The organism is Synechococcus sp. BIOS-E4-1 (assembly GCF_014279995.1).
Taxonomy (GTDB): Bacteria; Cyanobacteriota; Cyanobacteriia; order PCC-6307; family Cyanobiaceae; genus Synechococcus_C.
Window position 1 is genome coordinate 2,948,296 of the sequence record NZ_CP047935.1, and the last position, 18,540, is coordinate 2,966,835.

The window sequence follows — 18,540 nt, forward strand, 5'->3', positions numbered from 1 at the left end:
GCGGACTGTGATTGACTGACGCCACTGCTTGGACCCTCTTTTGGCTGGAGCATCACCGCACTCTCGAGGCGTCGCTCTGGTCGGCAGCGGCAGCGCCCAGGCAGCCCAGGTGATCACAAACAACCAGCTGGGTCTGCGAGTGGAGACCAGCGATGAATGGATCCGCAGCCGCACAGGTATTTCCACTCGACGGGTGAGCAGCCCCGATCAGAGCCTGAACGACCTTGCCGCTGAAGCCGGCCGATCTGCTCTGGACATGGCCGGATGGTCCGCCGACAGCCTCGACTTGGTGTTGCTGGCGACCTCAACTCCGGATGATCTGTTTGGCTCAGCGCCAGCAGTGCAGGCCAGGCTTGGGGCTTCGAATGCCGTGGCGTTTGATCTCACAGCCGCCTGCAGCGGCTTTTTGTTTTCGCTGGTGACGGCCGCTCAGTACCTGCGCACAGGAGCCATGCGACGGGCGCTTGTGATCGGCGCCGACCAGCTGAGCCGTTTCGTGGACTGGGATGACCGACGCAGCTGTGTGCTGTTCGGCGATGGAGCCGGAGCTGTCGCCCTTGAAGCTGCCGACAACGATGGACTCCTGGGGTTTCTGTTGCGCAGTGATGGAGCACGCGGTGGAGTACTCAACCTGCCTGCACTCGACAGCGATAAACCCCTGGCTGCCGATACACGCCATCGACAGGGTGGCTACCGACCGATCGAGATGAACGGTCAGGAGGTGTACAAGTTCGCCGTGCGTGAAGTCCCGGCGGTCCTGCAATGCCTGCTTGAACGCTGTGAGATTGGCCCGGAGGCCATCGACTGGCTGCTGCTGCATCAAGCCAATCAGCGCATCCTGGATGCCGTTGCCGATCGCTTTGCGATTCCCAGGGCCAAGGTGCTGAGCAACCTGGCGCACTACGGCAACACCTCAGCGGCAACCATCCCTCTGGTTCTGGATGAAGCAGTGCGGGGTGGCCAAATCCGGCCTGGACAGCTGCTGGCAAGCAGTGGTTTTGGAGCTGGTCTGAGCTGGGGAGCCGCCCTGTTCCGCTGGCAGGGTCCCGCTTAGGCTCCCAGCACCGTTGCGCCACTGTGAATGTCGATCGCCTGGGTGTTCCCCGGACAGGGATCTCAGAAAAACGGCATGGCCGAGCCCGTCCTCAGCTTGCCTGGCGCGGAGGAACGCTTCGCTCTGGCTTCGAACCTGCTCGGCAGGGACCTGCTCTCGATCTGCAGAGGTGAGGGAGCAGAGACGAGCGGCCTCTCCAACCTGAACGACACCCGGAACACGCAGCCGGCCCTGTTTGCAGTGGAATCGCTGATTGTCGATGAGTTGTTGCGTCAGGGCAGGCAACCCGAACTGGTGGCCGGGCACAGCCTTGGCGAACTAGTGGCTCTCTATGCGGCTGGTGTATTTGATGCAGCGACGGGCCTGGAGCTCATGCAACGCCGATCAGAGCTCATGGCCAGCGCAGGGGGAGGAGCGATGACGGCAGTGATCGGTTTCGATCGCAGCCAACTGGAAACCCTTGTGAATGCCACTGAGGGGGTGGTGATTGCCAATGACAACAGCGATGCCCAGGTGGTGCTGTCAGGACGTCCAGAGGCTGTGAACGAGCTGAGCCAAGCACTGACCTGCAAGCGGGCCATTCCCCTTGCCGTCTCAGGTGCCTTCCATTCCCCCTTCATGGCGAAGGCGGCAGAGGCCTTCGCCTCCCATCTCGACGGGGTGGCTTTCGAAGACGCACGCTTCCCGGTCTTCAGCAACACCGACCCCACCCCCAGCCGCGATGCCGGTGAGCTGAAGCAACGACTGCGTCGCCAAATGACCACTGGCGTGCGCTGGCGAGAAACGATGGCGGCAATGACCTCTTCCGGTGTGGACACCATGGTTGAAATCGGTCCTGGAAATGTGCTCAGCGGTCTGGCCAAACGTGCGATGAAAGGGGTCACCACCTCGCAGCTGGCGAGCGCTGGCGACCTGGGTCTGTGAATGTGAGCAGCAACCTTGCAACCAACGCCAGCGGCCTGCAGCCACTGAAGACGCCGCGTCCAAGCCTCACTTACAGGCTGGTCAGTGGCCTGCTGGTGTTTCCGGTGTTCAGGATGCTGTTCCGAGGACGCACCCGCGGCAACATCAACGTGCCGATGGAAGGCCCCCTTGTTGTTGTGGCCAACCATGGGTCCCATCTCGATCCACCCTTGCTCGGCCATGCCCTTGGGCGACCGGTGTCGTTCATGGCCAAAGCCGAGCTGTTCCGCATCCCTGTCCTGGGCCATGTGATCCGGGCCTGCGGCGCCTATCCGGTGAAGCGTGGTGCGAGCGATCGTGAAGCGATCCGGACCGCCACGGCAAGACTCAATGAAGGCTGGGCCATCGGCGTCTTTCTCGATGGAACCCGGCAGTCTGACGGACGCGTGAACCAACCCATGCCGGGCGCAGCGCTTCTGGCGGCGAGATCAGGAGCCCCACTGCTGCCAGTCGCCATTCTCAACAGCCACAGAGCCCTTGGCATGGGTCGCAATCTGCCGCGACTGGTGAAGCTTGAAATGCGAATTGGCGAACCCGTTCCCGCACCAAGCAGCAGACGCAAACCAGACCTGGAAGCAGCCACACGCGAACTCCAGAGACGCATCAACGCCCTGCTTGATTATTGAGCGCTGAACAGCTGAGGCCAGTTCCTGCGAGCCCAGGGCTTCAAATCACGACCAGTGATCACCCAGGCAGCAGCACGCAATCCATCTCCAAAACGCTTGCCGAGGCCTTCATCACGGCATTTGGGCTGACAGCTGACGGGAACGCCCGTGAGCCGGATTCCACGGCTGCCGGCAACGATTCCGCCGACAGCCATTGCCCGGGGCAGATGGTCTTCGCTTGTGACCAAGAGCAGATGATGCACCCCGTCTCGCTCAAGTTCATCCACCAATGACGTGAAGTTCCCAAGCGTGTCCTCAGCCCTGTAATCCAGTCGAACCCTGTCCTGCGTGAGACCGGCATCACGCACCAGGGACTGGGCGTATTCAGGATTGGTTCCCCCGCTCACGACCAGAGGCAGGTTCATGCGACGGGCGAGATGCAGACCCATGCGCTCTCGATCAGCATCGCCTCCGAGAACGAGAATGCGCTGGGGCTGATGATTGGTGAGAGCAGCTTCCACGTAGGGGCGCAGGGGACCCCCCACAGCGGCTCCGGCCACAACCGCAGCACAGAGAAGCAGCAGGCGACCACCCAACGCCATCAGACTGGCCCCACAGGCGAGGTGGGATAGATCGGGAGGACCGAATCCCATGGGCCTGGGAGATCGCGCTGATGACACTCATGGCAACAGCGCAACAGCTGCAGCACATCCGCAGGCACATCCACGGCCATCGCAACAGCTGGTGCAGGCTGATCGCCATTGCTGAGCAAGCGAGGGGATTCCAGTTCCTCCACCTCTGTGTTCGCAATCCTGTAGCGGCCGGCGACCTTCCCTCTGCGGGGAAGGGTCTGCACAATTGAGAACGGCTTGTCCCGCTGCGGCTTCGGCAGCTGTTTGCGCAGCCTGGGAGCCATCAAGGCGAAGCTGCTCACTCCATGCAGGGGCGCACCTAACTGCTGAGCCAGCGTGCGGGCCAGCACAACGGTGAGACGGGTTCCCGTGAACCCGCCTGGTCCCGTAGCCACGGCAAGCCTGCTGATGTCTGCCCACTGATCAGCGGGAAGGAGCTGCTGAAGCGAAATCACCAGCTCATTGGTGAGAGCTCGTCCAAGCGAACGACAGATCACGCGGGCTTCCTGCATAGGGGCTTCTGCGCCCACCAGTGCGATCCCAAGAGTTTCTGTGGAGCTGTGCAGAGCGAGCAGCCAGCCGCTCATGTAGGAACCTCCTCACCGGGCCGGAGTCGACTCCAACGACCTCGATCCAGTTGAAATGATCCACAGCCGCGCACATCCCATTCCACACCAACCTGCCCGGCCGGCAGGTCCATCACGCTGATGTGGATTCGAGGATCAGCAGGCTTCAGATCAGGAGTCTCGGCGAGATGAGGAGCTCCATGCTGTCGCTCCACAGCGTGATAGGCCTGACAGCGGTCCACCCAGCGGCAGTCCACACAGATGCACATGCCCCCCCGCTCCGGTTCGACACCCATTCTGACGGGAGATCGGGACAAGCTGGCAGAAATCATCTGGCAGCGTTTGAAACCGAACAGCTGGCCGGTGCGGCCAACAGAGCTCCCGAAAGGATCAGTGCTGGTGGGAGGAGCGGTTCGTGATGCCCTCCTGGACAGGCTTTCTGATACCCCTGACCTGGACCTGGTGGTGCCTGACAACGCTCTTAAGAGCACACGACAGCTCGCCCAGAAGCTTGGAGGTGCCTGCGTTGTGCTCGATGAACAACGGGACATGGCCCGCCTGGTGCTGGGGGGATGGACGATCGATCTAGCCCGACAGGAGGGGGAGACGCTGGACGACGATCTGAACCGTCGTGATTACAGGCTGAATGCCATTGCCCTGAGCTTCGACGGATCTCCAAGACTGCTGGATCCCACTGGTGGCCTTGAGGATCTGCAGGAGGCCAGGATCGTCGCAGTCCGTGAAGCCAACCTTCGGGAGGATCCCCTTCGCTTGTTGAGAGGCCTCCGCCTGATCGCGGAGCTGAACATGCACCTGGATGATCCAACCTTGGAAATGCTCAAGCGCAACCGTGCCCTGCTTGCCCGTGCCGCGCCGGAACGGATCCAGGCCGAACTGGTGCGCCTTGTCGCAGCACCGGCCGCAGACCGCGCCATGGCGACCATCCAGGAACTGGGGCTGCTAGAGCCCTGGACCAAGCAAGACGCGGCAGCTGGGAACGAACGGCCTGTCAGGGGTGCGCAGACAAGCGAACTGCTGACAGACATGGAACGCAGGCAAGCCCTGCCGCTGGCAAGGCTCACCCAGCTGCTGCCGGATGTCGGACTGAAAGAGCTCCGCTTCAGTCGCCGGGAGTTACAACGTTGTGAACGTCTGCGTTACTGGATCAAGCGTTCAACATCCAGCGAAGGACGTCCTTGCCCCGAGGAATTGACTGAGCAAGAACGACTGCGGCTGCACATGGATCTTGAACAGGATCTGCCTGCGCTCATCCTGACCTGGCCTGCAGGACTCCAGCAGCAGTGGCTTGAGCGCTGGAGAGATCTCCAGGACAGCCTCTTCCATCCACGCCCTCCACTGAATGGCACAAGCCTTCAGGAAGCCCTCAAGATCTCGCCAGGACCAACCTTGGGCGCCCTCCTTCGACACTTGAGCCTTGAGCGTGCGTATGGTCGTGTTTCGACTCGCGAGCAGGCGCTGAACGCAGCCCGATCCTGGTTGTCCCACCAAGCGGTTCAGACAGACCCGGATGGGTCCTGTGATTAACTGCCCTTGCAGTGACGACAACGATCGGCCTGACACGCAGTCTTCCGTTTCCCTTCCCCGTTTCATGAGCGTGCGTCTTTACATCGGCAACTTGCCGCAGAATTTTGAGAGCAAAGAGCTTGAGGCTCAGCTCACCAGCGTTGGGGAGGGAGTTCGCTTCAAAGCAGTTCTCGACCGCGAAACCGGAGCCTGCCGGGGATTCGGTTTCGCCAACGTCGATGACGAAAAAGTCGCTGATGCCGTGATTGAGCAGTTCAACGGCAAGGAGTTCGGAGGAAATGCACTCCGTGTCGAGCGCTCGGAGCGACGAGACAGCAATGCCGGCGGCGGCGGTGGCCGACGCGGACAGGCCGGCGGCCACGCACCGGGCTCAGCGCGCAAAGCTGTCAACAAGGTTGTTCACAGCGATGCCAAAGCTGAAGAAGCCCCCGATCCTCGTTGGGCTGGTGAACTGTCCAAGCTCAAGGACTTGCTTGCCGATCAGAAAACGGCTGTTTGAAACACGTTCAACTTTCCCGACCGGTCATCTGAGATGACCGGTTTTTTTTGTTCATCACGCTCTAGCGAGACTGAGCGAGGACAAAGGAGCGAGGAAGATCAAGCAGCTTGTTGAGCTTTCCCACATAGGCACGCTTATTGAAGACGTCGTAGTCGTGGCGCTCAATGACATCGAGAATTCCCCTGTAGAGGCGCAGAGAGGTCCAGACAGGCCATCGGGCATCACGGGACAACCAACGCACCCCGGCCTCGGAGCGATCAAACCACTCACGGGCGCGACGCAGTTGAAACGCCATCAGATCCTTCCAGGCCTGATTCATACGACCTGCCATCAGATCATCTTCGCTGTAGCCGAAGTGCTCGAGATCCTCTAACGGCAGATAGATCCGACCACGACCGCGATCTTCTCCGACATCACGGAGAATGTTCGTGAGTTGATTGGCGATTCCCAGGGCAACGGCGGCATCTGAAGTGTCTGGCCGATCACTCCAAGGAGCAGAGCTGTAGGCCTGATCCAAACCCATGACCCCCTGAGTCATGAGGCCAACTGTTCCTGCAACCCTGTAGCAGTACAACCTGAGATCATCAAAACGGGGATAGCGAGTCCAGGTGAGGTCCATCCGCTGACCCTCGATCATGTCGAGATAGGGCTGAATGCTCTGGGGGAACCTCTCGAGCGTGTCGACCATCACCGCATCGAGCTCATCGTTGACATACCCCTTGAACAGATCGCGGGTTTTCAACTCCCAGCGATTCAGACGATCAGCCAGCTCCTCGACAGGACGAGCCTGAGCCTCCGGACTATCCATCAGCTCATCCGTGCGCCTGCACCAGACATAGATCGCCCAGATGGCCCGACGCTTCTCATAGGGGAGCAGCAGCGTTCCGAGATAGAACGTTTTGGCCCACTCGGCGGTCTCCCGACGACAGGCCTCGAAGGCTGCGTCGAGGTCCGGAGCTGCGAGAGGCATGACTCAGGCCGAGACCGGCTCGCTGACAGGGGACGATGATGCCAGCTGATCGCTCTTGCGGTCCACCGCCCCTGCACAGAGTTTGCCGCTCAGAACCGCACCTTCCATGGATGCGAGGTAGCGCTGCATGGTGTAATCACCTGCCAGGAAAAAGTTTCTGATTGGCGTGGTCTGATCAGGACGAAGCTGCTGGCATCCTGGCGTTGTCTTGTAAACCGACAGGGGTGTCTTCACCACCTTGTATTTACGCAGCGTGGCGGGGTTGTCTCCACCGAAGTGGGTGGGGAACAACTTGTGGAGTTCACCCATCGTGGCCTCGATGATTTCCTCGTCCAAGCGTCCGATCCAGTCTTTGGCGGGTGCAAACACGAGCTCCAACATTGACTTGTCAGGGTCCTCGTACTCCTTGCAGGTGATGCTCATGTCGGCGTAGACGCTGAGCAGCGGCGAACGACTGAACAACAGGTGATCAATATCGGTGAGCTTGCGATCGAACCAGAGATGCAGGTTGATCACAGGCACTCCGCGAAGGCCGTCGAGCTTCTTGAAGACATCCATCTGCTTCCAGGGCAGCGGCAGCAGCAACTTGAAGGGGTCCACCGGCAGAGCACTCACGTAGGCATCAGCGGTGAGGTCGAAGCTCTCCTTGCCCTTGATGCCACCGATATGGAAGGCAGCGACAGAGCCATCGTCATTGAGCTTGATTTCACGCAGCGGGCAATCGAGATGAACTTCACCACCGAGCGCTTCGATGTGCTCCACCATCGGCTGGCAGAGCCGCTCGGGCGGCGCACCGTCAAGGAAAGCCATTTTGGAGCCGCTCTTCTCCTGCAGGAAGCGATTGAGAGCCGTAAGCACGACCGTGGCGGAGATCTCATCGGGATCAATGAAATTCAGCGCCTTGCTCATGGCGATGAACACTTCATCGTTCACCCGTTCGGGAATGTTGTGGACCCGCAGCCACTCGGTCCAGGAATATTTATCGCACTCTTCGACGTAGCCCTGCCCCCGAAGCATCGCTGGCACAAGGCCCAATCCGAAGCTGATTTTCTCGGGCCAACTCAGCATGTCGTTATTTCCCAGAATCGCGGCCACACCATTCACAGGAGCTGGCAGATCAGGAAAATCAAAGCGGCTGTAGGTGCCAGGTTCCTCCGGCTGGTTGAAGATCATCGAGTGACTCTTCCACTGCAGCCGGTCTTCGATGTCCAGCTCCTTGAACATCTGAAGCATGTTCGGATAGGCCCCGAAGAAGATGTGAAGACCGGTCTCGTACCAATCACCGTCCTCGTCCTTCCAGGCAGCGACCTTGCCACCAAGCACGTCGCGAGCTTCGACCACGACCGGGGTATGACCAGCATCGGCCAGATACTTGGCGCAGGAAAGACCTGCCAGTCCGGCCCCAGCGATGGCGACGCGCATGCTTCTGAACACAAGTTGAAAACAACCTTAAAAGGAGAGGTCTCCTCTCCGCTTCCTAAAGTCACCGCCAATACGCCTGTGCGATGTCCACATCGCTCCGCTTGATTCATGGCCGAGACTCTGCTGAAGAGCACCACCCGTCACGTGCGCCTGTTCACGGCAAGGGTCGAGAATGGTGATCTGGTCGCCGACCCGAGTCAACTCACCCTCGACCTGGATCCCGACAACGAATTCGTCTGGACTGATCACACCATCGAGATTATCCAGCAACGCTTCCGCGAGCTGGTCAAAAGCCATGACGGCCAAGCTCTGAATGACTACAACCTGCGTCGCATCGGCACAGAACTCGAAGGATGTATCCGGGAGCTGCTCCAGGCCGGAAAGTTGAGTTACAACCCCGACTGCCGCGTCCTCAACTATTCGATGGGTCTTCCCAGAACCCCTGAACTGCTGTGAGTCGTTCGCCCTACGACCGTTCCGGCTCCGGCTACGACCGGAGAAACGGTGAACGTCGCCGTGATCAGCCTCGCAGGGATGACCCTCGAGACGGTCGAGGCTATGGAGGACCACCACCACCCCCAAAGACAGGTGGCAACGGCATGAGCTTGAACACAGCCACCATTGCGGTTCTGGCTGGAGTGCTGATTGTGGGGATCGGGATCGGTAGTGCAGTCACCAGCACCACTCAGGGCGACCAGGGCAACATTGCCAGCTCCCAACAGCTCGACATGGCGGTTCCAGACCCGGAGTTCTGCAGACAGTGGGGGGCCAGTGCCTTTGTGATGGATATCGAGATGTACACGACGCTGAATCCGTCCAGCAGTTTTGTCACCCAGCCGACCCTGCAGCCTGGTTGCGTGATTCGAAGAGAGAACTGGGCGGTGCTGCGCAAGGAAGGGGCCATCACTTCAGCTCAGGAGCGTGAATGCAAACAGCGCATGAACACTTTCGCCTACATCGGTTCAGTGCGGGACAAACCTGTTGTGCGCTGCGTCTATCAGACCGACATCACACAGAACAAGTTCCTGACCCGGGGCGTGGCGGATGACACCGTGGGAATCACTCCGGAAGCTGATCAGTTCTGACCGCTTTCGACAGCGTCTTCGGAGCTGATCTCCTGAGGCAGGGCGTTGGTCCTTCCCTGGCGCAAGGGGCTGTCCGCACTGGCAAAGACCGGAAGCACATCTCTGCGAAATGCTTCGGCTGCCCTTGAGCAGTAGCGGGATGGATTCGTGATCAACTTGAGCTGACGACGCACCTGAAGGTCCACGACGCTGGGGCGCAACAAAGTCCCGGCGGTAAGTTCCCGCTCGATCGAGACCACTGGCAGGAAAGCAGCACCCAGGCCAGCCTGGACCGCGTTCTTGATCGCTTCGAATGAATTCAGTTCCATCTCGATGCGCAGCCGCTGCACATCCAATCCGGAACGGCCCAGCAACTGATCAACCATCTTGCGGGTGGTTGACTGCGCATCCAGGCTCACAAATCCGAGCCGGTAGAGGTCATCCTTGCTGAGCTCCACCAGACGCGCCAGAGGGTGCTTCACCGGCAGCACCAGAGCAAGCTCATCACTGGCGTAGGGGACGACCTGCAGCAATTCATTCAATTCAGCTGGAAGTTCCCCTCCGATGATCGCCAGATCGATCTGTCCATTGGCGACACTCCAACCGGTGCGTCGAGTGCTGTGCACATGCAACTGCACAGCCACATCAGGGAATTTCTGACGAAACAAACCGATCATGCGAGGCATGAGATAAGTCCCGGTGGTCTGGCTGGCACCGACCAGCAGAGACCCACCCTTGAGATCGTGAAGATCGTCCAGTGCCCTGCACGCCTCATGGCACTGGCTGAGAATTCGATCGCAGTAGCTGAGCAGAAGGTGGCCTGCTTCTGTGAGCTGTGCCTTGCGACCGCCACGGTCGAACAAGGCCACCTCCAGCTGCTTTTCCAGGTTCTGAATCTGCAGGCTCACCGCCGGCTGAGTGACGTAGAGGCTGTCGGCCGCCTTTTTGAAACTGCCCTCACTGACGATGGCCCGCAGGATGCGCAGCTGATCCAGGGTGAAGGGCAGATCGGCCATGAAAAGCTGCCCGGCAAACAGCGGAAGCCCGAAAACTGTAGGGGTCCTCTCCCCTGCTGAACGCCAGAATCACGGCTCCCGCAGCATCTCGTTGGCTGACGCAACAGCAGGCATCCATCACAGCAGCCTGGTGATGCTGGGATTGCTCGTTGTCTTCGCAGTGATCCACAGCGGTGGGGCAGCCTTGCGTACCCGGGCTGAGGCCAAGATCGGCGCGCGAGCCTGGCGGCTGATCTTTGCAGCCCTGAGCATCCCGTCAGCCGTGGTGGTGATCGCCTACTTCCTGGCCCACCGCTATGACGGCATCCGAATCTGGAATCTCCAGGGTGTGCCGGGGATGGTGCCTTCCATCTGGGTCGTGACGGCGATCAGTTTTCTGTTTCTCTATCCAGCCACTTACAACTTGCTGGAAATCCCGGCGGTGCTCAAGCCTCAGGTCCGCCTCTATGCCAGCGGAATTATTCGGATCAGCCGACATCCTCAGGCTGTTGGTCAGATTCTCTGGTGCATGAGCCACGCCCTCTGGATCGGCAGCAGCTTCATGTTGGTCACCTGTACGGGCCTGATTGCGCATCATCTATTCGCCGTCTGGCATGGCGACCGACGACTGAAAGCCCGCTTCGGGGAAGCTTTCGACAGGCTTCAGGCCGAAACATCTGTGATGCCTTTCGCTGCTGTGATCGATGGCCGCCAGCAGCTGGTGTTGAGCGAACTTGTCCGACCGGCCCAGCTGGGCATCGCCATCGCCGTGGGGGTGTTCTGGTGGGCGCATCGCTACATCCCCAGAGGGGGCATGGCCTTTCTGCACTCGCGTCTCGGAGAGCTGTTGAGCTGAGCTGCCTACACTCGTCACAAGCTGTTTTGTCTGGATGCCCTCGGCTGCCGACTCCGCCTGGTTGATTCCAGTGCTGCCCCTGTTCGGGGCCCTGATCACCGGTCTTGGTCTGATCAGCTTCAACCGCACCATCAACCGATTGCGAAAACCGGTGGCTCTGCTGCTGATCAGCTGCATCGGTGCTGCCGCGGTGATCAGTTATGCGGTGCTGTTGGAGCAAATCGGAGGCGCACCCCCGGTTGAACACCTGTTCGTGTGGGCCAGCGCTGGTGATTTCATTCTGCCGATGGGTTACGTGATCGACCCGCTGGCCGCAGTGATGCTGGCGCTGGTCACCACAGTGGCCCTGCTGGTGATGATCTATTCACACGGCTATATGGCGCACGACAAGAGTTACGTGCGCTTCTTCACCTACCTGGCCATCTTCAGCAGTTCGATGCTGGGGTTGGTGGTGAGCCCCAACCTGCTCGAGATCTACGTGTTCTGGGAGTTGGTGGGTATGTCGTCCTATCTGCTGGTGGGCTTCTGGTACGACCGTGATGGTGCCGCACATGCGGCTCAGAAAGCATTTGTGGTCAACCGGGTTGGCGACTTCGGCCTCTTGCTCGGCATCCTCGGCCTGTTCTGGGCAACAGGCAGTTTTGACTTCCAGGGAATTGCGGATGGGCTTTCAGCGGGTGTGAGCAGCGGCATCGTGCCTGGCTGGGCAGCACTGCTCCTCTGTCTGTTTGTCTTTATGGGCCCGATGGCGAAATCGGCCCAGTTCCCTCTGCACGTGTGGCTACCGGATGCGATGGAAGGGCCCACACCCATCTCTGCACTGATCCATGCCGCCACGATGGTGGCTGCAGGCGTGTTCCTGGTGGCACGTCTGGAACCGCTCTACAGCCAGTTCCCGAGCGTTGGAGTGTTCATCGCCGTGACCGGCACGATCACCTGCTTTCTGGGGGCCTCGATCGCCCTCACCCAGATGGACCTGAAAAAAGGACTGGCCTACAGCACCGTTTCCCAGCTGGGTTACATGATGCTGGCCATGGGCTGTGGAGCCCCTGTGGCCGGCATGTTTCACCTGGTGACCCATGCCTTCTTCAAGGCCATGCTCTTCCTGGGATCAGGATCCGTGATTCACTCCATGGAGGATGTGGTGGGCCATGAACCTGTGCTCGCCCAGGACATGCGACTGATGGGCGGTCTGCGCAAAAAAATGCCGATCACAGCCATCACTTTTCTGATCGGCTGCATCGCCATCAGTGGCATCCCGCCGCTGGCAGGTTTCTGGAGCAAAGACGAGATTCTTGGCCAGGCCTTCGGCACATTCCCTCTGCTCTGGGTGGTGGGCTTTCTCACCGCTGGCATGACCGCTTTCTATATGTTCCGCCTTTACTTCCTCACCTTCGAGGGAGAGTTTCGTGGCAACGACGAAGCCATGCAGGCCAATCTCATGGCTGCCGCGGGCAAAGCGGTGGATGAGGAGCATGCCCACCATGCGGGCAGCCTGCATGAATCCCCTTGGCCGATGACCCTGCCACTGGTGGTGCTCGCCGTCCCATCCGTCTTGATCGGTCTGCTCGGAACCCCCTGGAACAGCCGCTTCGCCGGACTGCTCGACCCCGAAGAAGCCCTTGAGATGGCGGAGCACTTCAGCTGGGGAGAATTCCTGCCTCTGGCAGGAGCCTCCGTTGCCATCTCCTTGATCGGAATCAGCGTTGCTGTGCTCGCTTATGCCCTACGCCGAATCGACCTGGGTGAGCTGGTGGCAGCTCGTTTCCCAGCCGTTAATGCCTTCCTGGCCAACAAATGGTATCTGGATGACATCAACGACAAGCTGTTCGTCCGCGGCAGCCGCAAGATTGCTCGAGAGGTGCTGGAAGTCGACGCCAAGGTGGTTGACGGGGTCGTGAACCTCACCGGTCTGCTCACACTGGGCAGCGGTGAGGGTCTCAAATACTTCGAAACCGGCCGCGCTCAGTTCTATGCCCTGATCGTGTTCGGCGGTGTCATCGGACTGGTGGTTCTCTTTGGTGTGCTTGGTGGCCCAATCAGTTGAAGCGCTCAGCATGAACAAGCCTCAACGGGTTGGTCGCGCTCGAAGTGCCGGTTCTGTGTGAGAAGCCTTCGCCTTGCAATCGTTCCAGCAACTGCTGGTTACTCCCGCTGACCAGGGCCTTTTGGCTGATGTTGTTGATGATCCACCTGAACTCCATATTGCCGGTGTTTCTGATCTGAGGTCTGCAGATCTCTATCGATTGTTCGACCACTTCAAGCTGCTTCAATGAGGAAGCTTTTTTGTTGCTGGACCGAGTGGTTCTTTGCTTCTGAAAACAACGACCTGGTCCCACTGAATCCTGAGAAGCGATCTGGATCGACCACTGAGGACTTGAAGATGAATGCAGCGAACATGTCATCAACCCCACAAGTTGTGGTTACAGAAAGGATCAACCTTTTCCTGTTGTTCAGGGTTCTGGAGAGGGCTGATCAGCAGATCAGCACATCAATCCGGGTTATGTGTGTCAACGCCTATCGACTCAGTGCCAGCACAGCCAGGATTTCTACACTCCGAATAGTGGTGAAAGGCCTTTTCGTTGCTGGAGTTTGCCGTCAGTGCTCCCTTTGACCCTGCAGCTGATATCGCAGCAGGAATCATTCCAGCTCAGTTTCCTTGGCTGAGTCTTTCCATCCTGTTCCCGATCGTGGGCGCGTTGATCGTCCCCTTCATCCCTGATCAGGGAGAAGGGCGACAGGTCCGCTGGTTCGCTCTTGGCATCGCCCTGATCACCTTTCTGATCACTGTGGCTGCCTATCTGAGCGGTTATGACCCCAGCTTCAGTGGCCTGCAGCTCTCCGAACGTGTCAGCTGGCTGCCGAATCTGGGACTCACCTGGGCCGTTGGTGCAGATGGATTGTCCATGCCTCTCATCCTGCTCACCAGCTTCATCACCGCTCTGGCGGTGCTGGCCGCCTGGCCGGTCACCTTCAAACCCAAGCTGTTCTTCTTTCTGATTCTGGCCATGGATGGTGGCCAGATCGCGGTCTTCGCAGTCCAGGACATGCTGCTGTTTTTCCTGGCCTGGGAGCTGGAACTGCTGCCTGTTTATCTGTTACTGGCCATCTGGGGCGGCAAGAGGCGTCAGTACGCTGCCACAAAATTCATCCTCTACACAGCAGGCAGTTCGTTGTTCATCCTGCTCGCGGCTCTGGCCATGGGCTTCATGGGAGGCGGCACCCCAAACTTCGAATACAGCGTGCTGGCACAGAAAGGATTCAGCACAGGATTTCAGCTGCTCTGTTATGCCGGTCTGCTGATCGCCTTCGGAGTCAAACTACCGATCGTTCCGCTGCACACCTGGCTACCGGATGCTCACGGGGAAGCGACAGCACCAGTGCACATGCTGCTGGCGGGAATCCTGCTGAAAATGGGCGGCTATGCCCTGATGCGCTTCAACGCAGAAATGCTGCCTGAAGCGCATGCCCAGTTCGCACCACTGCTGGTGGTTCTGGGTGTGGTCAACATCATCTATGCAGCACTCACATCCTTCGCTCAGCGCAACCTCAAACGCAAAATTGCCTACAGCTCCATCAGCCATATGGGTTTTGTGCTGATTGGCATCGGCAGCTTCAGCGCTCTGGGAACGAGCGGCGCGATGCTGCAGATGATCAGCCATGGCCTGATCGGCGCCAGCCTGTTTTTCCTTGTGGGTGCCACGTATGACCGTACCCACACCCTGCAGCTCGATGAGATGGGTGGCGTGGGCCAGAAGATGCGGGTCATGTTTGCGCTTTGGACCGTCTGCTGCCTGGCATCGCTCGCACTCCCAGGCATGAGTGGATTTGTCAGTGAATTGATGGTGTTCACAGGCTTCGCCACCGACGAGGCCTACACGCTCAGCTTCAGGATCGTGATCGACGGACTGGCCGCGATCGGTGTCATCCTGACGCCGATCTATCTGCTCTCCATGCTGAGGGAAATTTTCTTCGGCAAGGAGAACGCCCAGCTCACCACCAACACCAACCTGGTGGATGCGGAGCCCCGTGAGATCTACATCATTGGCTGCCTGCTGGTGCCAATCATCGGCATCGGTCTCTACCCGCGTCTAATGACTGACAGTTACCGCACAGCGATCGAAGCACTGGTTGACCGAGATGTTGCAGCCATGGAGGTGATCAGCCGTCCGACTGCACCGCTGATTCGCAGTGGCACTCTGGCGCCAGCCATGCTCAAGGCGCCTCAGCTGATTTCCCACAACGGATCCTGATCCTTGACGCGGCCAGGAAGCTGAGGAGCTGAAGCCGCGAGGGGCTGGCCCGATCAATCCATCACCGGTATTTTTCCTGAAGACGGCCACAGGCTGAGATGGATGCCGGGCTGAGTCAGAGAGCTGATGCCGGGGCCAGGCTCGCCATTCGTCTCCTTCAGGATGCTGCTCAGCAGGGTGATCTCGATCCATGGGATGTGGATGTCATCGCTGTGGTCGACGGCTTTCTGGATCAGCTGAAACAACGGATCGAAGTTCCTCGCCAGGTGGAGGAAGCCTTGAAGCGACGTGGCGGAAGCTATGAACGTGACCTGGCCGACAGCAGTGAGGCCTTCCTGGCAGCGTCTGTGCTGGTGGGCCTGAAGGCGGAAGTGCTTGAAGCCAGCACGTTTCCGCCACAACCAGACGTGGAGGAGATGTTTGAAGCGGATTTTGCTGACCAGGGCTGGCTTGATCCAAGCTTCGATATTCCTCGCCACCCCGAGCGGCACCTGCAACGCCGACCGGTGGCTCCACCACCGCTGCGGCGCCCGGTGACGCTTGGGGAACTGATTGAACAACTGGAATCGATTGCGGAACAGCTCGAATCAGACGAACTGGAAATGCGCCGGCGTCAGCGTCAGAAGCGCTATTCCAATAAGGAAGCGATCGCTCAAGTGGCGGCTCTTGCTCACCGGGAGAAACTGCCTGAAACCACAGCTGCCATGAGTGTCTTTCTGAACAGCTGGGAGGCAGCCCTGCAATGGGTCAATTTCGAACACCTGGTGACACAGTGGCATGACGTTGCCGACGACGACCTGGACAAGGACCGCGTGGGCGTCTTCTGGGCGCTCCTTTTCCTGTCCTCACAAGGCCAGGTCGAGCTGGAGCAGATGGACTCCCTGCATGGTCCGATCCGACTCAAACGCCTGCTCGCTCCAGGCACCATGGCCCAAATGCCTCTAGCCAGCATTGACGTGCCAGCTGTCATGCCGGCCGAGGGGGCCGTGGCCGCCTAACCACACCCTTATGTTGGCTTATCCGTTGTAAGCCTGTAACGCCGATGAAGGCGATGATCCTGGCCGCGGGCAAAGGAACAAGGGTTCAGCCGATCACGCATGTGATCCCTAAACCGATGATTCCGATCCTGCAGAAGCCGGTGATGGAGTTCCTGCTGGAACTGCTCAAGGAGCATGGTTTCACAGAGGTGATGGTCAATGTGTCCCACCTGGCCGAGGAGATCGAGAACTACTTCCGGGACGGCCAGCGATTTGGTGTTGAAATCGCTTATAGCTTCGAAGGCCGCATCGAAGATGGCGAACTGATCGGAGACGCTCTGGGCTCCGCTGGCGGGCTCAAGAAAATCCAGGATTTCCAGACGTTCTTCGATGACACCTTCGTGGTGTTGTGTGGCGATGCGCTGATCGACCTTGATCTCAGCGAAGCGGTGAGACGACACCGGGAGAAGGGTGCTCTCGCCAGCCTGATCACCAAGCGTGTGCCGAAGGAACAGGTCAGCAGCTACGGCGTTGTCGTGAGCGATGCAGAAGGACGCATTCAGGCTTTCCAGGAAAAGCCGAAAGTGGACGAAGCCCTCAGCGACACCATCAACACAGGCATCTACCTGTTCGAACCAGAGATTTTTGAACACATCCCTTCGGGTGAGTCCTTCGATATCGGCTCGGATCTCTTCCCAAAGCTGGTTGAGGTCGGTGCACCGTTCTATGCCTTGCCCATGGAGTTCGAATGGGTCGACATCGGCAAGGTTCCCGATTACTGGCGGGCGATCCGCAGTGTGCTTCAGGGTGACGTTCGCCAGGTGGGCATTCCTGGCAAAGAGGTTCGTCCCGGGGTCTACACCGGTCTGAATGTGGCGGCCAACTGGGAGCGGATCGACGTTCAGGGGCCCGTCTACGTCGGTGGCATGACCAAGATCGAAGACGGCGCAACGCTGATTGGTCCCACGATGATCGGGCCCAGCTGCCACATCTGCGAAGGTGCCACGATCGATAATTCGATCATCTTCGACTACTCACGCATCGGCGCAGGCGTCCAGCTCGTTGAAAAGCTGGTGTTCGGCCGCTATTGCGTCGGCAAAAATGGCGACCATTTCGATCTTCAGGAAGCTGCTCTCGACTGGTTGATCACCGATGCCAGGCGCCAGGATCTGGTTGAACCCTCTCCTCAGCAGAAAGCGATGGCCGAACTGCTCGGGACTGATCTCACGACTGCTGCGAGCTGAGCCCAGCGCGTTCCAGCACCTCAGGAATCCGCTCTTCCGCTCTCACGGCCATCACGTGAACGCCATGAGCAATCCCGGCAAATTGACGGACCTGCTCAGCCGCGATGGCGATGCCCTCGGCCGCAGGATCTGAGGCGGCATCCAGTCGCGCGATCAGGCTGTCTGGAATGTTGGCTCCAGGGACCTTCTGATTGATGAAGCTGGCATTCCTGGCCGATTTGAGCAGAAACACCCCTGCCAGAACAGGCATCTCCATCGGAGCAGCCATCTCACGGCAGAAACGCTCCAGCACCTGCGGGTCCATCACCATCTGGGTCTGAACAAAACGAGCACCTGCTTCGCGTTTACGCTCCAGCCTGCGCTTGAGCCCCGACCAGCTTGCACAGTGCGGATCAGCGGCAGCTCCAGCAAACAAGGCTGTGGGGCCGTCGGGCAGGCTCTCCTTGACTGGGTCCTCACCCCGGTTGAAAGCGCTCACCTGCTGCAGCAGCCGCACCGACTCCAGTTCATGCACCGGGCGAACGGCAGGTTGATCACCAGCCTTCACTGAATCGCCCGTGAGACAAAGCAAATTTCGGATGCCGAGCGCATGGGCACCGAGTAGATCCGCCTGAATCCCGATGCGATTGCGATCACGCCCAGCCATCTGCAGCACAGGTTCAAGGCCAACGTCCAAAAGCAAGCGGCACACCGCAAGACTGCTCATGCGCATCACAGCCCGGCTGCCGTCAGTGACATTGATGGCCTGAACCCAGTCGCGCAGGAGATTGGCCATGGCGAGGGTATGACTGGGATCTCCCCCTCGGGGCGGCATCACCTCAGCCGTGACGGTGACGGCACCAGCCTCAAGACTGCGCTGCAGCGCTGAACCCAAACCCTTCAAATGCTTCTGAAG

General features: G+C 59.3%; 20 protein-coding genes. 13 read left to right on the forward strand and 7 right to left on the reverse strand.

The genetic code is table 11. The annotated features are described in order from the left end of the window. Window positions 1-40 precede the first annotated feature (40 nt). Genes SynBIOSE41_RS16160 through SynBIOSE41_RS16170 form a run of 3 tightly spaced genes read left to right on the forward strand, consistent with a single transcriptional unit; the run spans window position 41 to window position 2,643 of the window. The gene (locus tag SynBIOSE41_RS16160; protein WP_186541343.1) at window positions 41-1,054 is read left to right on the forward strand and encodes a beta-ketoacyl-ACP synthase III; all 1,014 of its coding nucleotides are present in this window, start codon (window positions 41-43) and stop codon (window positions 1,052-1,054) included. A 27-nt stretch (window positions 1,055-1,081) separates the two neighbouring features. Next, window positions 1,082-1,978 carry an ACP S-malonyltransferase gene (gene fabD, locus SynBIOSE41_RS16165; protein WP_186538920.1) on the forward strand — a complete coding sequence of 299 codons (897 nt, stop codon included), beginning with the start codon at window positions 1,082-1,084 and terminating at the stop codon, window positions 1,976-1,978. A gap of 2 nt (window positions 1,979-1,980) precedes the next feature. Next, entirely contained in the window at window positions 1,981-2,643 is a 663-nt protein-coding gene (locus SynBIOSE41_RS16170) for a 1-acyl-sn-glycerol-3-phosphate acyltransferase (RefSeq protein ID WP_186538922.1), read from the forward strand. On the opposite strand, the gene SynBIOSE41_RS16175 is transcribed toward SynBIOSE41_RS16170, so the two are convergent. The 3 genes from SynBIOSE41_RS16175 to SynBIOSE41_RS16185 are packed head-to-tail and all read right to left on the reverse strand — an operon-like array spanning window position 2,637 to window position 4,089. Next, window positions 2,637-3,224 carry a YdcF family protein gene (locus SynBIOSE41_RS16175; protein ID WP_186541345.1) on the reverse strand — a complete coding sequence of 196 codons (588 nt, stop codon included), beginning with the start codon at window positions 3,222-3,224 and terminating at the stop codon, window positions 2,637-2,639. The genes SynBIOSE41_RS16170 and SynBIOSE41_RS16175 overlap by 7 nt on opposite strands. Next, entirely contained in the window at window positions 3,224-3,841 is a 618-nt protein-coding gene (gene tsaB / locus SynBIOSE41_RS16180; RefSeq protein WP_186538924.1) for a tRNA (adenosine(37)-N6)-threonylcarbamoyltransferase complex dimerization subunit type 1 TsaB, read from the reverse strand. Before tsaB ends, SynBIOSE41_RS16175 begins: the two co-directional genes overlap by 1 nt. Beyond that, complete coding sequence (locus tag SynBIOSE41_RS16185) at window positions 3,838-4,089, reverse strand: Ycf34 family protein (protein WP_066909016.1); 252 nt, start codon at window positions 4,087-4,089, stop codon at window positions 3,838-3,840. Before SynBIOSE41_RS16185 ends, tsaB begins: the two co-directional genes overlap by 4 nt. On the opposite strand from SynBIOSE41_RS16185, the gene SynBIOSE41_RS16190 reads away from it, so the two are divergent. Both SynBIOSE41_RS16190 and SynBIOSE41_RS16195 read left to right on the forward strand, forming a co-directional pair. Further along, entirely contained in the window at window positions 4,088-5,365 is a 1,278-nt protein-coding gene (locus SynBIOSE41_RS16190; protein WP_186538926.1) for a CCA tRNA nucleotidyltransferase, read from the forward strand. The two genes, SynBIOSE41_RS16185 and SynBIOSE41_RS16190, sit on opposite strands and share 2 nt — an antisense overlap. A 64-nt stretch (window positions 5,366-5,429) precedes the next feature. Beyond that, window positions 5,430-5,864, forward strand: coding sequence for an RNA-binding protein (locus tag SynBIOSE41_RS16195; protein ID WP_114993943.1), 435 nt, complete (start codon window positions 5,430-5,432; stop codon window positions 5,862-5,864). A gap of 61 nt (window positions 5,865-5,925) precedes the next feature. Here the strand turns inward: SynBIOSE41_RS16195 and SynBIOSE41_RS16200 are convergent, their stop codons facing one another. Both SynBIOSE41_RS16200 and pds read right to left on the reverse strand, forming a co-directional pair. After that, the gene (locus SynBIOSE41_RS16200) at window positions 5,926-6,834 is read right to left on the reverse strand and encodes a phytoene synthase (RefSeq protein WP_066909022.1); all 909 of its coding nucleotides are present in this window, start codon (window positions 6,832-6,834) and stop codon (window positions 5,926-5,928) included. Between the two features lie 3 nt (window positions 6,835-6,837). Next, a complete protein-coding gene (pds, locus tag SynBIOSE41_RS16205) occupies window positions 6,838-8,256 on the reverse strand; it encodes a 15-cis-phytoene desaturase (RefSeq protein ID WP_186538928.1) in 1,419 nt (472 codons plus the stop codon). A gap of 108 nt (window positions 8,257-8,364) precedes the next feature. Here pds and ndhM point away from each other — a divergent pair, with 108 nt between their 5' ends. Together ndhM and SynBIOSE41_RS16215 are read left to right on the forward strand one after the other, a co-directional pair. Further along, window positions 8,365-8,712: an NAD(P)H-quinone oxidoreductase subunit M gene (ndhM, locus tag SynBIOSE41_RS16210; protein ID WP_186538930.1), complete on the forward strand. Its 348-nt coding sequence runs from the start codon at window positions 8,365-8,367 to the stop codon at window positions 8,710-8,712. Next, on the forward strand, window positions 8,709-9,341 hold the full coding sequence (locus tag SynBIOSE41_RS16215) for a DUF3172 domain-containing protein (RefSeq protein WP_186538931.1): 633 nt from the start codon (window positions 8,709-8,711) through the stop codon (window positions 9,339-9,341). The genes ndhM and SynBIOSE41_RS16215 overlap by 4 nt, the downstream gene beginning before the upstream one ends. Here SynBIOSE41_RS16215 and SynBIOSE41_RS16220 read toward each other — a convergent pair. Next, on the reverse strand, window positions 9,332-10,336 hold the full coding sequence (locus SynBIOSE41_RS16220) for a LysR family transcriptional regulator (RefSeq protein ID WP_186538933.1): 1,005 nt from the start codon (window positions 10,334-10,336) through the stop codon (window positions 9,332-9,334). The genes SynBIOSE41_RS16215 and SynBIOSE41_RS16220 overlap by 10 nt on opposite strands. 133 nt (window positions 10,337-10,469) lie before the next feature. Here SynBIOSE41_RS16220 and SynBIOSE41_RS16225 point away from each other — a divergent pair, with 133 nt between their 5' ends. The 6 genes from SynBIOSE41_RS16225 (at window position 10,470) to SynBIOSE41_RS16250 (ending at window position 17,645) form a co-directional block, all read left to right on the forward strand. Then, window positions 10,470-11,171, forward strand: a complete 702-nt coding sequence (locus SynBIOSE41_RS16225) for an NnrU family protein (RefSeq protein ID WP_186541346.1) — start codon at window positions 10,470-10,472, stop codon at window positions 11,169-11,171. A gap of 34 nt (window positions 11,172-11,205) precedes the next feature. After that, window positions 11,206-13,218, forward strand: coding sequence for an NAD(P)H-quinone oxidoreductase subunit 5 (locus tag SynBIOSE41_RS16230; RefSeq protein ID WP_186538935.1), 2,013 nt, complete (start codon window positions 11,206-11,208; stop codon window positions 13,216-13,218). Between the two features lie 73 nt (window positions 13,219-13,291). Next, window positions 13,292-13,447 carry a hypothetical protein gene (locus SynBIOSE41_RS16235; protein WP_186538936.1) on the forward strand — a complete coding sequence of 52 codons (156 nt, stop codon included), beginning with the start codon at window positions 13,292-13,294 and terminating at the stop codon, window positions 13,445-13,447. 306 nt (window positions 13,448-13,753) lie between these two features. Beyond that, window positions 13,754-15,424 (forward strand): NAD(P)H-quinone oxidoreductase subunit 4, encoded by a 1,671-nt coding sequence (locus SynBIOSE41_RS16240; RefSeq protein ID WP_186538938.1) that lies wholly within the window; start codon window positions 13,754-13,756, stop codon window positions 15,422-15,424. Window positions 15,425-15,522: 98 nt separating this feature from the next. Then, window positions 15,523-16,422, forward strand: a complete 900-nt coding sequence (locus SynBIOSE41_RS16245) for a segregation/condensation protein A (RefSeq protein ID WP_186538940.1) — start codon at window positions 15,523-15,525, stop codon at window positions 16,420-16,422. Between the two features lie 44 nt (window positions 16,423-16,466). Then, a complete protein-coding gene (locus SynBIOSE41_RS16250) occupies window positions 16,467-17,645 on the forward strand; it encodes an NDP-sugar synthase (protein ID WP_066909051.1) in 1,179 nt (392 codons plus the stop codon). On the opposite strand, the gene SynBIOSE41_RS16255 is transcribed toward SynBIOSE41_RS16250, so the two are convergent. After that, window positions 17,626-18,519 (reverse strand): methylenetetrahydrofolate reductase, encoded by an 894-nt coding sequence (locus SynBIOSE41_RS16255; RefSeq protein ID WP_186538942.1) that lies wholly within the window; start codon window positions 18,517-18,519, stop codon window positions 17,626-17,628. The genes SynBIOSE41_RS16250 and SynBIOSE41_RS16255 overlap by 20 nt on opposite strands. Between the last annotated feature and the right edge of the window lie 21 nt (window positions 18,520-18,540).

Coding starts and splice junctions, on each gene's coding strand:
- fabD (WP_186538920.1), top strand. CDS start 1,082: ATGTCGATCGCCTGGGTGTTCCCCGGACAGGGATCTCAGAAAAACGGC.
- SynBIOSE41_RS16175 (WP_186541345.1), bottom strand. CDS start 3,224: ATGGCGTTGGGTGGTCGCCTGCTGCTTCTCTGTGCTGCGGTTGTGGCC.
- tsaB (WP_186538924.1), bottom strand. CDS start 3,841: ATGAGCGGCTGGCTGCTCGCTCTGCACAGCTCCACAGAAACTCTTGGG.
- SynBIOSE41_RS16190 (WP_186538926.1), top strand. CDS start 4,088: ATGCCCCCCCGCTCCGGTTCGACACCCATTCTGACGGGAGATCGGGAC.
- SynBIOSE41_RS16185 (WP_066909016.1), bottom strand. CDS start 4,089: ATGTGCATCTGTGTGGACTGCCGCTGGGTGGACCGCTGTCAGGCCTAT.
- SynBIOSE41_RS16195 (WP_114993943.1), top strand. CDS start 5,430: ATGAGCGTGCGTCTTTACATCGGCAACTTGCCGCAGAATTTTGAGAGC.
- SynBIOSE41_RS16200 (WP_066909022.1), bottom strand. CDS start 6,834: ATGCCTCTCGCAGCTCCGGACCTCGACGCAGCCTTCGAGGCCTGTCGT.
- pds (WP_186538928.1), bottom strand. CDS start 8,256: ATGCGCGTCGCCATCGCTGGGGCCGGACTGGCAGGTCTTTCCTGCGCC.
- ndhM (WP_186538930.1), top strand. CDS start 8,365: ATGGCCGAGACTCTGCTGAAGAGCACCACCCGTCACGTGCGCCTGTTC.
- SynBIOSE41_RS16220 (WP_186538933.1), bottom strand. CDS start 10,336: ATGGCCGATCTGCCCTTCACCCTGGATCAGCTGCGCATCCTGCGGGCC.
- SynBIOSE41_RS16225 (WP_186541346.1), top strand. CDS start 10,470: ATGCTGGGATTGCTCGTTGTCTTCGCAGTGATCCACAGCGGTGGGGCA.
- SynBIOSE41_RS16230 (WP_186538935.1), top strand. CDS start 11,206: ATGCCCTCGGCTGCCGACTCCGCCTGGTTGATTCCAGTGCTGCCCCTG.
- SynBIOSE41_RS16245 (WP_186538940.1), top strand. CDS start 15,523: ATGGATGCCGGGCTGAGTCAGAGAGCTGATGCCGGGGCCAGGCTCGCC.
- SynBIOSE41_RS16250 (WP_066909051.1), top strand. CDS start 16,467: ATGAAGGCGATGATCCTGGCCGCGGGCAAAGGAACAAGGGTTCAGCCG.